The organism is Eubacterium ramulus (assembly GCF_045002895.1).
Taxonomy (GTDB): Bacteria; Bacillota; Clostridia; order Lachnospirales; family Lachnospiraceae; genus Eubacterium_I; species Eubacterium_I ramulus.
Genome location: NZ_CP173382.1, coordinates 1,700,738 through 1,713,744 on the forward strand (window position 1 = coordinate 1,700,738; position 13,007 = coordinate 1,713,744).

12 protein-coding genes and 2 tRNA genes are annotated in these 13,007 nt (G+C 39.6%); 3 read left to right on the forward strand and 11 right to left on the reverse strand.

The window, feature by feature from the left end; genetic code table 11:
• Positions 1–2 precede the first annotated feature (2 nt).
• Positions 3–143 carry a hypothetical protein gene (locus ACIRUQ_RS08170; protein WP_172679899.1) on the reverse strand — a complete coding sequence of 47 codons (141 nt, stop codon included), beginning with the start codon at positions 141–143 and terminating at the stop codon, positions 3–5.
• A gap of 186 nt (positions 144–329) precedes the next feature.
• Between ACIRUQ_RS08170 and ACIRUQ_RS08175 the strand changes: the two genes are divergently transcribed.
• Positions 330–680: a hypothetical protein gene (locus ACIRUQ_RS08175; protein WP_022036027.1), complete on the forward strand. Its 351-nt coding sequence runs from the start codon at positions 330–332 to the stop codon at positions 678–680.
• A gap of 92 nt (positions 681–772) precedes the next feature.
• On the forward strand, positions 773–1,048 hold the full coding sequence (locus tag ACIRUQ_RS08180) for a hypothetical protein (RefSeq protein WP_055290546.1): 276 nt from the start codon (positions 773–775) through the stop codon (positions 1,046–1,048).
• A 180-nt stretch (positions 1,049–1,228) separates the two neighbouring features.
• On the opposite strand, the gene ACIRUQ_RS08185 is transcribed toward ACIRUQ_RS08180, so the two are convergent.
• The 10 genes from ACIRUQ_RS08185 to ACIRUQ_RS08230 form a co-directional block, all read right to left on the reverse strand.
• Positions 1,229–1,405: a hypothetical protein gene (locus tag ACIRUQ_RS08185; RefSeq protein WP_156330988.1), complete on the reverse strand. Its 177-nt coding sequence runs from the start codon at positions 1,403–1,405 to the stop codon at positions 1,229–1,231.
• Between the two features lie 49 nt (positions 1,406–1,454).
• The gene (locus ACIRUQ_RS08190) at positions 1,455–3,257 is read right to left on the reverse strand and encodes a DUF2201 family putative metallopeptidase (RefSeq protein ID WP_207642785.1); all 1,803 of its coding nucleotides are present in this window, start codon (positions 3,255–3,257) and stop codon (positions 1,455–1,457) included.
• A gap of 97 nt (positions 3,258–3,354) precedes the next feature.
• Entirely contained in the window at positions 3,355–4,410 is a 1,056-nt protein-coding gene (locus ACIRUQ_RS08195; protein ID WP_055290547.1) for an AAA family ATPase, read from the reverse strand.
• 83 nt (positions 4,411–4,493) lie between these two features.
• Positions 4,494–5,090, reverse strand: a complete 597-nt coding sequence (locus ACIRUQ_RS08200; protein ID WP_055290548.1) for a metallophosphoesterase — start codon at positions 5,088–5,090, stop codon at positions 4,494–4,496.
• A 6-nt stretch (positions 5,091–5,096) separates the two neighbouring features.
• Positions 5,097–6,656, reverse strand: coding sequence for a DUF2828 family protein (locus tag ACIRUQ_RS08205; RefSeq protein WP_055290549.1), 1,560 nt, complete (start codon positions 6,654–6,656; stop codon positions 5,097–5,099).
• Positions 6,657–6,719: 63 nt separating this feature from the next.
• A tRNA-OTHER gene (locus tag ACIRUQ_RS08210) sits at positions 6,720–6,847 on the reverse strand.
• Positions 6,848–6,850: 3 nt separating this feature from the next.
• Positions 6,851–6,968: transfer RNA gene (locus tag ACIRUQ_RS08215), tRNA-Thr, on the reverse strand.
• A 146-nt stretch (positions 6,969–7,114) separates the two neighbouring features.
• A complete protein-coding gene (locus tag ACIRUQ_RS08220; RefSeq protein WP_055290550.1) occupies positions 7,115–9,172 on the reverse strand; it encodes an AAA family ATPase in 2,058 nt (685 codons plus the stop codon).
• A gap of 114 nt (positions 9,173–9,286) precedes the next feature.
• Positions 9,287–10,210, reverse strand: coding sequence for a WYL domain-containing protein (locus ACIRUQ_RS08225; protein WP_070103976.1), 924 nt, complete (start codon positions 10,208–10,210; stop codon positions 9,287–9,289).
• Positions 10,197–11,669 carry a WYL domain-containing protein gene (locus ACIRUQ_RS08230; RefSeq protein ID WP_055290552.1) on the reverse strand — a complete coding sequence of 491 codons (1,473 nt, stop codon included), beginning with the start codon at positions 11,667–11,669 and terminating at the stop codon, positions 10,197–10,199. Before ACIRUQ_RS08230 ends, ACIRUQ_RS08225 begins: the two co-directional genes overlap by 14 nt.
• A 243-nt stretch (positions 11,670–11,912) precedes the next feature.
• On the opposite strand from ACIRUQ_RS08230, the gene ACIRUQ_RS08235 reads away from it, so the two are divergent.
• Complete coding sequence (locus ACIRUQ_RS08235; protein ID WP_055290736.1) at positions 11,913–12,998, forward strand: transposase; 1,086 nt, start codon at positions 11,913–11,915, stop codon at positions 12,996–12,998.
• The last annotated feature ends 9 nt before the right edge of the window (positions 12,999–13,007 follow it).

Here is a 13,007-nt window from a genome sequence, read left to right on the forward strand (position 1 = left end):
CGTCAACGCCTCCGGTTCTTATTCTTCTCAGATTCTTTTCTCTGCCACTCCATCTCCTTCTTCCGTTCCCGTTCTTCCTTTTTCCGCAGGCAGTCTTCATCTATCTCATATACACTTTTACCATCATAAACTAATTTTCCCATATGCGATATCCTCCATAATCAGACAATGAATTCTCTATTATTATATGAAATAAACTTAGTTTCGCCTGTTTTATTTATACTCTTCTCTTTTATTGCTTTCCTTTCATGGATTGTAATTTTCTACTCATAATCGCATACTTTTTTCATACATTATAAAAAACATCAGATATGGACGTGATATCTCCTATGAATGAACACGAAAACGAACATACACCACCTGTACTGGATACTCTGATACAAAACCGGCCGATCCAGATGCTGAAAGCCATTGTGCCCTATCTCTACGAACCGCAGCAGCGCATGGTCTCCATGATGGTCCGGATGATCGAACTGCAGCGCACGATGCAGTTATTTGATGCAGCCCCGGAAATGCAGGCACAGGAATTGCGAATTTGTTCCAACGAGTCTCCCACAGAACGTACTCATCAGATTCTGAATGTCCTGCGGGAATATTGCACACCACAGGAACGGGATCAGATTGACATGATTTTAAATCTTCTCGACATTACCTCTGTGACAGGCATTCTGAATATGTAAAAATGATTCTTTTTATTGCCATCACGCTCATACATATCTCGCATATGTAGTCTATTTCAATTTGAAAATAATACTATCAGGAGGACTTATTTATGGATCAGAACTTTTTTTCACAAAATCCGGCTTTTCAGAACATATCCCCGGAAAAACTAGCCTTCCTCATGAATTTCATGAATCAGGAAAAGCCAAATTCTTCCAGAGATATGATGGCTTTTCTTATGAATTTTGTCGCAAAAGCCAAAAATCAGAATCTCTCGTTTACCACAGACGAAACCGATTTTATTATCCAGCATCTGCGCCAGGGACTAAATCCCGCAGAACAGCAAAGAATCGATCGAGTGCTGCAAATGCTGCGGAGGAAAAAATAATCCCCCCTGTTATCCTGCACACTATCCTCTGCGCCATCTTGCTTATTATTTCTTCTTATATGCAAAAAGACTGAGCAGAACTCCTATTATTCTGCTCAGTCCCCTGTTATTTACATTCTCAGAAATATATACTTAAAATACCATTTTTTTACTGTATGTGTATTATAATATACTTGTGCTTTATACATATTCATCCTCTGTCTGTTTCTTCAACGCCAGAAGTTCCCACATCTTTTCGATATATCTTGCACTTGGATGATTGTAAATCAAAGTTGCCTTTTCCCAATCCGTTAATTCTATCTGATTCTCCTGCATCATTTTTTTATAATCTTTGGATACCACAAAATCAAACATCATTTATCCTCCTGAATCCAAGTTCCCTTCAATTTGAATTGCTTCTACATATTTATTCTTTAAAATAAAACACTTTCCCCTTTGGATGAAACGGCAATTTATTACCTTTCGGCAGCAAAAACGCGTGCTCCCGTTTTATTTTTAAATCATGTTCTATCATTCCATCTGTAATAATCAGAATTGGACCGGTTACTGGAAAGTCTGTTGCTTTTTCCAGGCAATCAACACCCGGCTGCAAAATTGTTCCCCCGCGGCCAGTCACTTTTACTTTTCCAGCAATCTCTTCCGGTGCCAGATAACCGACATCTGTTGCTTTTGCATCACAAAAAATAATTCGTACAAAAGGAACATCCTTTGCAGATGCATAACTGGCAATCGACCCCAATGCCATCCCCAGCTGTTTTTGTGACATAGAGCCTGATGTGTCTACCACAACACCAAATGTTCTGCTCTCAAGATCCTGGCTCCGAAGAGCATAACTTGGTCTCGGAATGTCCGGTGTCGCCCCTTGCCTTCTGCTTGGTCTTGCATAACTGCGATGCTTTTCCAGGGGCGGGAATTGATCATCAAACCACCGCGCCAGTTCCACATCCCAAGGAATCACAGGCATGGATAATGCCCTGATTTCTTCTACTAAACCTGCTGGCAGATATCCACGTCCGTTTGCCACATGAAAATCCAGTCCTTCCCGCAATGCACTCTTGAAAAATTCATCCAGAGACACGCCTTTTCCCATTCCTTCAAAACGAGGACCATTACCGCCAAAAATATCCCCTTTTCCATATCCGCGAAACGTATCCAATTTTTTATATTTCCGTATTTCTTTGACAATTCTGTCATAAATGGCTTCCGCAGACATATTATGCAGCGTTTCATCATACAACAGATCTTCCGATGGCATTTCACCGATCTCCATCTCATTCAGCCAGTCATTGATGACATAATCACAGGCCACATTCCACAAATAGGGATCCCGGCCATGACAACGTTTGTAATGCTGCAGCCCTGCATGCAGATATTCATGCGCCAGAACAAACATCCACTCTTTTTCGGACAACTGGCACGTTGGATTGACGTAGATGACGCCTTTTTCTGCATCCACTGCCGCTATATGTATCTCATATTTATGACATAGGGTAATATCCTCTACAATCTGAAAAGATGCTGCCACGCCGCCAAGAAGCGGATAATGTGTTAAAAACCAGGCTGCTGCATGCGCCACAATCGTATCTTTTTGTGGCGTAAACTCATATCCCCCGGCATTGCTGATTGCAGATTTAATAGAATGCGTGATTGCATAAGAAAACGTTTCCACATACTCGTTTTTCTCTCCATTTTTATAAAATTTTGGAGACTCCACACCAATCATATCTTTTAATTTTTCCGAATTTGTCCCATACTGCTGTATACCACTATCCTGTTGTTCCAAAAGATATTCGTATATTTTTCGCTCATCGTTCAGTTTAATTGCATATAATTCCGCCGGGTCTTCACAAATCGGCTCCCCAAGTCGTATGTCATACAGAAATCGCGTAATATAAATATCACATGCCTTATTCCAGAGTGTCGGAATATACTCTAACTCTGAAGGGATTTTGTCACGGTCAAAATGTCCAAATGCAAGATGCAGCAAATTATGCGCCAGGATATAACACCATTGTTGCGGCGAAATCTTTGCCTTTTCATTTACATAAACATTGCCATCCTTCGAGACACACGCAATGCTGCCTTTTGCATTCAGGTGAGATGTTTTGGACCAAACCACACCATCCAGCTTATGAAAAAGAGGATGCTGATCCAATAACTGATATCCCGAAGTCAGATTCTGATATCCCGGTGATTTATCTTTTCCCAATAGTATCTTGCAACAAATCGCGGCATTTTTACACCTCTTTTCCTGCATTTTCCTTAACTTACAAATCTATCATCAGTTATTTCTCAAACCATATCATTTAATGCACCAGCCTCGGCAGATCTCTGATTACCTCCATCATAAACCAGTCCGGTAAAGCTTCCTGGTCATCCGCCGCGACTGTCATCTGCGCAATTTCAAAATTAATTGCAGATAATTCTTTAATCATACCTTTTGCCCGATAGACAAACGAAAGCATATTTCCGGAAATATCCTGTTTGCTTTTTGGAAGTTCCGTAAGCAATTTTGCCCGGAAAGACTGCGCTAAAAAATAAAGGACATCCCGCTCTTCTGGTTTTCCCGGCCATTTTGCTTTCTGTGCAATAATCTCATCCAGCAAGTGTGTATTTCGCAGCGTCTTGGTATACGCCAGAAACATGCCTGCATGTGCGTCAGAAATGCAGGCATACGCAAGCATTTTTAAAGTCTCCATTGAGACCGCTCGCTTTCCGACACCATACTCTGTCAGCGCATCACTGAGCATATGCCAGGAGCGCGGTGTAGAGAATGGTTCTTCTGTCTTTGGCGGTTCTGAGAACAGATGATCCGGTCTTTGAATAATATAATCGATCACCCATGGATGAAGTCCTTCTGACTGTGCCCATTTGATCCACTGTCTGGCATCTGCTTTCATCTGAACATGAAACATACGGTTGATCAATGCTGATGACATTGTTTTTACAATTGCACTGTCCTGTGCCCGGTTTCCGGCGCCCACTACAATGCTTCCCTCTGGCAGATGATATTCTCCAATTCGGCGTTCATGGATCAACGAATAAAAAGCTTTTTGCACTTCCTGTGTACAAGCATTTAATTCATCCAGAAAAAGAACATACGGTTCCTTCCGTGCGATCATCTTCGGAGGAAGGAATTCAGAAGTCTCTCCCCGGATCTGTGGAATACCAATGATATCTTCCGGTGCAAGCTGGCTTCCAAGAAGGGAAACACATGGCATTTCTACTTCCCGCGCAAACTGTTCCACCAATGCGGATTTCCCGATTCCCGGAGCGCCCCAGATAAACACTGGTCTGACCGGTGCGATATTGATTAAAATTTCCAATAAATCATTTTGTGTTACACTAATCGGTAAATTCATCTATATATGTTCCTTCCATCTAAATGCATCTCCATCTCAAAACGCAGGTGATTTTTATTTTACATTCATTACTATTACTCATTCTATCTTGCATAAAAACATTCCCCTGCCTCTGTCATGATTTCTTCTAGGGTCCGCGGTGTATAATCCATATAAGGCAGCATACATCCCACGTTAAATGCCCGCAAATCCTTATCATATACATGACGGCAGTCATTCTCTTTCATCTGCTTTAAACACTGCTGATAAAATTGATCTTCTGCGCTTACGTGGGTATGTCCATATAATAAAATCTTTCCCCGTCCCATATTTTTCCAGGAAAAAATCGGATAATGGGATAACACCAATCCATACTTTTCTTTTCCAACAGAATCATGAATCTCTTTGTAATCACAAATTTCTGCAAACAGCTGCTGATAACGGTAATCCGATACATCATCATGATTTCCCCTGATCAGCACCTTTCTGCCTTTCAGCCGTGCAACAAATGCAATCAAGTCTTCGTTTTTGCCCCGCATGCTCACATCGCCCAAAATATATACATAATCGCCATTCATCACCCGGTCATTCCAGTTTTTCAAAATCGTATCATGCATCTGCTGCACCGACTCAAAGGGACGCTGGTCAAAACGGATCGCATTTTCATGAAACAAATGCAGATCGCTGATATAATATTTCATTTTTCTCTAACCTCTTTTCTCACCTAGTGCCTGTTCTACCGCATCGTATCTTTTTGCATTTAACTGCTGAAGCAGGCAGCGATATGGATCCAGTTCATCGGAAAGTACCATCTGATAAACCGTTGGATTAAATCCGCTGACCAAAGCCACACCAGCCTCATTTTGCTGCAACGGAATCGTATTTGTTCTGGAATAAACATTCCAGAACACCAGACGCGGCATCTGATATCCATTGGATTCATATTCATTGCGGATCTGCTCAAACAGAGACAGCAATCCACCTTTTTCACTTCTTCGCAAAGATCCCGGATATGTAACCGCAGAATCAAATTCCATATCTGAAATAATCAGAATATTGCGCGGCATATCCTCCTGCGGCATATCATTTGCAAGTGCAGTATTCAATATAAGCTGAAAAACAGCTTGAATATCGGTATTGCTGCATTCATCATAAGCACTGCATATCTCCAGTTTATCCCGCAAGGATTCAGTACAAGACAGATCTACGAGCTGTGGACATGCACTGAAGGTAATAAACTGATTCTTGAACTCTCCCCTGCAATGTTCTGAAAAATAAATAGCCAACGCTGTTGCTACATCCAAAGCCGTCATATCCGTATTTCCTACATTGACAGTCATAGATCCGGAACCATCCCGAACCACCAGAGTAGATGCGTCACCGGAAACATGATCCGGCAGTGCCTTCCATAATGCTTCCAACGTATCATCCTTAGCTTTTAAATTGAATTTCCAGCGATAAGAACCTCTCTCATAATATTTTGAAACAATATCACTCGGAAATAAGGTATCCGCATGGATTTTTTCTTCTCCCCGCACTAATTTATTCAGGAAATCCCTTCTGCGCATTTCGTCATTTTTCAAAAATGCCCGCCCATAAATTAAATTCGCCCGGGATGTCACTTTGCTATAATCAATATCATCCCATCGGTTTGCAGACATTTTCACTTCCACTACATTCAGGTAAGCTCTCAGTTTGGAAAGGATCTTGCGATATTCTTCTTCCGAAAATCCAAACGCCTGATAGATATCCCGCGCCAGTTTTCGTGTTTCCGCTGAACTTGTATGACAGGATGGAAGCCACTTTGCCAATAAAGACACCTGGCCGCCTGTTTCCACAGCTTCCAGATCCCGCATCAGCTGCATTTTCATTGCACGTATAATTTCTTTGCCTGCCTGTGTATCAATCAGACAAAAACAGTCATCAAATCGTCCATACTCCGGTATCAATAACACGACATTTTTTGCATATTCATAATGATTTTTCAGCAGCCAGTTCATACAGACTCTGAATATATGACGCTCTCCCATTCCATTTCCACGAATATCCCGGAGATAAAAAAGCCACTTTACTGCAAGAAGCGGATTTTCATAATATACCTTCGTAAACATCTGACGAATCCTCTCATCGCACCAATCCCGCATACTGCTCACGGCGAAATTCGCATCCAACAGTTGTTTTCCGGAGGTTCTGTAACCAATCGCACCATTTTCTGTTGTCTGTTTTTCCTGTGTCATCTGTTTATACAGTTCATTCATAAATGCCATCTTCTTAACCTCCATACTGTCTGTTTTTCGCTCCGGCTGCAAATCGCATCCGATTTTTTTGAATACTGGCTGTTGGAATTGAACCAACCATCTCAGGATCCTCCTAATCATCCTCTAAAAATATTGCTGTAAGAATCTTATACAAGATTCACTTTTTATATCCTGCGCTCTGACCACTGAGCTAAGCCAGTCTAAGGAGAGGGTAGGATTTGAACCTACGACAAACGGCTTACCAAGCTTAAAATCATTGCTGTAAGAGTCTCCTACAAGACTCCATTTTTTTCGTTGCTCTACCTACTGAGCTACCTCTCCATGATTGTTTGTTATTCTCCCCTATGCATATAACGCCTCCATCTAAGCGAATTATAATACGCCCTATCTTTTCTGTCACTGAACCAACAGTTTACTTTCAAATTTTGTTTAGCATCCTAAAAAACTCCCGTTTTTACATATTTTCTTTAGCAAACTACAAATCCAATTTTTCTGTTCTGCGTCCTCCTTTCTTCCGGCATTTCAAAATCTTCTGCAATCAGTTTACTTGCTTCTTCTTTTGATAATTCCAGATTTCCACTTCCACGCAGCAACCGGTCTGCCTGCTTCATCATTGCCTGTTCCAGCATATTTCGTACAAATCTTCCATTTCCATAATTTTTCTCCGTGCACACCTGTGCACAAATAGCAAGACATTTTTCTCTTGTATACTGGTCATTAATCTGGTATCCCTGATTTTCCAGCATCAGATCCATGATTTGAACCAGCTCCTGTGCGGTATAATCCGGAAACTTCAAATGGAATGCGATTCTGCTTGCCAATCCTTCATTCTGCTCCAGAAATTCACTCATTTTCTCCGGATATCCGGCAAAAATAACAATAACTTCCTCACGGTAATTTTCCATCTGCTGTACAATCGTATTGATTGCCTCTGCGCCATATGTTTTTCCGTCTTCCACAAGGGAATATGCCTCATCGATAAAAAGGATTCCTCCCCGTGCTGCCTTGAATTTTTCCTCAACGATCTTAGCTGTCCATCCGACATATTTTCCAACCAGATCCTGACGTCCACATTCCACAAGATGTCCATTGGAAAGCACACCTTCTTCTTTCAAAATTTGAGTTAGAAGTCGCGCAACTGTTGTCTTAGCACTTCCCGGGTTTCCAGAAAAAAGCATATGCATGGAAGCTTTTGTTTCCGGCAATCCCATTTCTTTACGCATCTTCTGCATTTTTGCTGCTGCCAAAATCTCATCTGTCACTTTTTTCACATCAGATAACCCCACCATTTTCTGCAATTCCACATATGGTTGATCCATTTTCTTTTTCAGTTCAATCCGTGTAATGTCTTTTTCTTTGTAAGCTTTATAAATATGTGTTTTTAATCCTCTTCCATACCACTGATTGTAAGCGGTAAAAATATCAGACACAAAATAAATTTCTCTATCTTCCGGTAAATATTGTGTCAGATCCTCCACTTTATAATCTGTGTATTCTGTTTTTTCTGCCAAGCGTTTTAAATATGCCTCTGCACGCTTCAGATTCCCATATCCTTCCTTAATCTGGATCATATCCGCATGGCAGAGGATTGCCGCTATCGTCTCATTTGCAATCGTTCTTTTTCCGGACACATCTACAAATATAAATAATGTGTTATTTCCATATTCACCTAATTTTTGTCCAAGTTCCTCTGCCAGTTCATGATATCCCGTCGCATACATTCCAAGATCATTCTCACCAGCAAGATTGATCACAACCGTTCCGCCCTCAAATGCAGAAAAAATATTAAAAAATCCTTCTTCGTGCTTTGCCTTTGGCTGAATATTTTCTACATAGCATACTCTTCCACTTAATAGTCTTTTATTTTTCAATAATGCCGGAATCAGCACATCGATCATATCATCTACCGCTTTCTTATCCCCCGCAGTAATCAGGTAATGCACCGGATGACCAACAAAACGATGCTCATTTTCATTTGAATAGATTCTATCTATTTCTTCATAAAAATCATCGGAAGCCAGAATGTCCCTTAAATAATTTTCACATGTCTGTTTTGACATCTCATGTTCTGAATAAACAGATTCACTCACCTTATACGGAACTCCATCAAACAATCCATAATTACATGGTGCGATGGTCATTTGAAGTTCTCTGAATATGGAATCTTTCGACCGTTCAATCCAATCATTCCGTTCTGCGCGTGTCAGCTCCTTTCCGAATTCTTCACTGGTGATTTCTTCCCGTTTCAAAATGTCTATCTCCGGCAAATGCTTTTTTATAATTTTCTCACATTCTTCAGCATCTGCTTCCATTTTCTGCACTGCTACAAGCGTCATTTTATCATCCCAAACTTTTGATATGACTACCCGCACCTTTTTTTCCACACTATAAATAGTATAAAATTTATTATTAAGTGCTGTAATCGGACTCTGATAAGAATAAAATCTTGCATATTCATTATTGTCCTGCTTTTTATTTTCCAATTCCATCTTTGAACAATCTGCGCTGTATTTATATAAAATCATATGTAAGCTCCTTTCCATCATCCGCTTGCTTCTTGATGCTTCTGATTATAGAATACATCTCATCCTTGAAATAGCCCAAAAAAATACGAACACTCAAATGTGCTCGCATTTTTCCTACATCTCTAATTTATTTTTCTGCATTCCCAGTCTATATCTCATTCTTTTTACAAAATTTGTCGGACCAATCACCTTGATCCGTGGACCAAATGACAAAATCCGTATCAACAAATCTGTTTCATCCTCCTCTTCATAATTTAAAATAATTTTGTAAGTATGTTCTCCAATACACTCTGTAGTTCTTTCATAAATAGAAAATTGTAACAATAAACGTTCCAATATACGTCCAGTATCTTCCACTAACAATTCTACGGATCTTTTTCCATGAAATTTCGTCTCTGTCTCTTCTATCGGATAAAAATCCCCTTGTTGTCTGACCTCAGAAATTTTTGCAATATTAAAGGTAGCTATCTTTCCATTAACAGAAGATAATACCCGAAACTTGTCATCCCGCTGCGAATACTCGATTCGAATTGGATTACAACTCTGCCATTCTTCTGTTCCATTTTTTCGCTGATATAATATCTGCACGGATTTCTGCTCGTGAACAGCCTCCAAAATACTGCGGAAAATCTTAATATAGTGTTCATCCCCATAAGGATCTCCATCTTGATACTGATCGTAATACACGAAATCTTCGCTGTCAAACAAAGGTTCCACATCTTCCAAACCTGTTTCATCTGGTTGAAACAATTTGATTCTGGGATCAGAAAGTAACGATTTTATCCAACGTTTTTCCAGTGTTGTAAGTGGTCTGTCAACTTGATTATTTAAAATAGATTTTCCTTCTTTATCTAATAGAGACCATCTCCCCTCTGGTCCAATATCATCCGGCAGCATAAATGTCATTTCTTCAAAAGCATATTCATATTCCTGAATAATATCTGTTATTCTATCTCTTGATATCGGTTTACGTACAGCGTAATTCAAAACAGCCGTCACTGCATTATAATAATTCCCATAAATCTTATGAAACATCATCTTCGTCTCCTCCACCATACATCGCATACAATTTTTCTAAATCTTCTTCATACTTCTGCTTTAATAACGGATTACTGCTCTCCAACTTTGCGATCCTTCCTGTAAAAGTTCGGATCCACGGCAGTAACTCCATCGCATCAAAAACATCTGCCACATATTTATATTGATTTGCACTTATCTGTTCCACATGACCATTTCTTTTTTCACGTTCCAGCCGCTGTAAAATATAAGCTTCGTCATCTCCAATCTGTATCGTCATCTCCACATGTGAAGTTTCTTTCGGATCTCCTATCTCGACACCCCACAAATAAGGCTTACGAACCGCATATTCTCTCTGTATTTTTTCGTACAGATCCTCATCGCATATCTCTTTTTGTTCCACCTTTTGCATGAAATCCACACGAAGCAAACGGATATCCGATTTTTCCGCATTATAACAAACAAGATACACTCTGCCATTTTGTGTACTGACATGTATTTTCAACGGAACCACATGAAATACATTTTTCTTCTTCTTTCTGCTCCATACAACTACTTCCAGATACCTTTTTTTCCGGATACCAAGTAATAGATTCAAAATTATTTCACTGTCCAAAGCATACAACAGATAATGATGTTTAAAATAGAAAGTGAACGACTCTACCTGATATTTTTTCTGATCTGATAGACGCGAATCGTCTTTTTCAATTTTAGACTCGATTTCTTCTATACTGGAATTCATTTCTTCGATCTGATTCATTTTATCCAACAAATAAGAACCAATCACACCCAGCTGATTCATTTCAGAAAAAAACTGGATTGCATCCTTCCAAGAATTTAGCTCCACACTATTTTCTGCAAGTGTAAAAACATTCCCTCTCTTTTCATGTAATTTTCCAGATTCTTTTCTCAGAATCCCAACACGCACATACTCATCTAATATTTTTTTCACATTCTTTTCATTCACTTCGAATTTTTTATCATCATGATCTATCGCTTCAATTTTGCCCGTCCGTTTTTCTCGTTCTTTTTTCACTTCAAGAACTGCATCATAGATTTTAGCCATATAGGATCTCAAATTTGTCATAATTTCCCGAACTGACAACCACTCATCTTTTGTCATAAAATCCAGCAAAAAGAAATAGTATAAGATATCATTTTGAGAAAACGTACTTGTTTTAAAGGCAGTGTACAACGGATTATGAACAATCTCTCTGCTGTCAACCGAAATATATGGCACTCTGCCTTCCAGATAATCTCTGTCCTGCATATAGGTTTTTCCAAGCCAGCTTTTTATCTTCCGCTTTCTGTCATCATAAGTTCTTGCTGCTGAAGTTCTTTCATTTTCTTCATTTCTTTTCTTCTCTTTCTGATCCTGTTTTAAAACAATCTCATTTCTCTTACGGAAACCATAAATATAAAATTCTTTCAGATAATCCCGTACATTTTCAAAATTCTTTGTCAAATCACTGTATGGCATCCTGCTTCCCCTTTATCCTTTTTATTCAGACATACTATAAATGAGCAAGTTCGTGATTTTGCATAAAAGAAAGACACCTCGATTCCATGTGTTGTATAATGAAAGTGCCAAAACAAACATTTGCAACATTTACGAAAGAAGGTGTCTCTCGCAAATACTATACATCATTCCTCATTCATATACAACCAGTTTAAAAAATTAAACTTATGCAAATTTTATTCGAACCGAGTAATAAACCATCTTATGAGTATCCTAATCAGTATTTTCATTTCAGGATATCATGGAAAAACCACGGACTTTGCTAAAAACAGTTCCTGCCACAGAACTACGATTGCCCATTTCCTCAATTCCGGAAAATGGGATGATTCCTTACTTTCAGATACGTTAAAATGCTCTGTCATTGAGATTATTTATTCAGAAGCAGCACGCACCGGAAAACCTGTTCTCTGTATTGTGGACGATACGATTGCTTCAAAGACAAAGCCTTCGTCACAGGCTTTACATCCGATTGAAGATGCGTATTTTCACCAATCCCATTTAAAGGGAAAACCGGATTACGGGCATCAGGCAGTTGCTGTTATGCTTTCCTGCAATGGCATTGTTCTGAACTATGCTTTTGTAATGTACAATAAGTCAATTTCCAAGATTGACATTGTACAAAGCATTGCAAAGGAGCTGCCTGTTCCACCGGTAATGTCCTATTTTCTTTGCGACTGCTGGTATGTTTCTGAAAAGATAATCAATACCTTTGCACAGAGAGGGTTCCATACCATCGGTGCTTTGAAAACAAACCGTTTGCTGTATCCATCGGGAATGAAAAAGAAACTTCGTGAACTGGCCGCCGAATTGTCTGTTACACATCGTGAATTTGACCTTGTGACAGTCAAAAAACGAAACTATTATGTGTACCGGTACGAGGGAAACCTCAACGGCATAGAAAATGCGGTAGTTCTTTTGAGTTATCCGGAAAAAGCATTTGGTAATCCCAAAGCATTGCGTGCTTTCATCAGTACAAACGCAGCCCTGTCTACACAGGAGATTCTTTCCTGGTATGTGTGTCGATGGCCGATTGAAGTATTTTTCCGCCAGTGTAAGGATAAACTGGCACTGGACAGCTATCAGATACGCTCTGCACAGGGAATCAAAAGGTACTGGCTACTTATGTCACTGGCACATTTCATGTGTGCAGTGGGTACTGGTAGGTTCTGTTCGTTTGAAACTGGATATCACGAAATCTGTGATACCATTCAGCTGGAAAAGTATCGTTATCTTTTTCAATGCGCAAAGGAAAGCAATGATTTTGATTCATTTATGAAATTCGCAGTGTAGTTTTGTGCA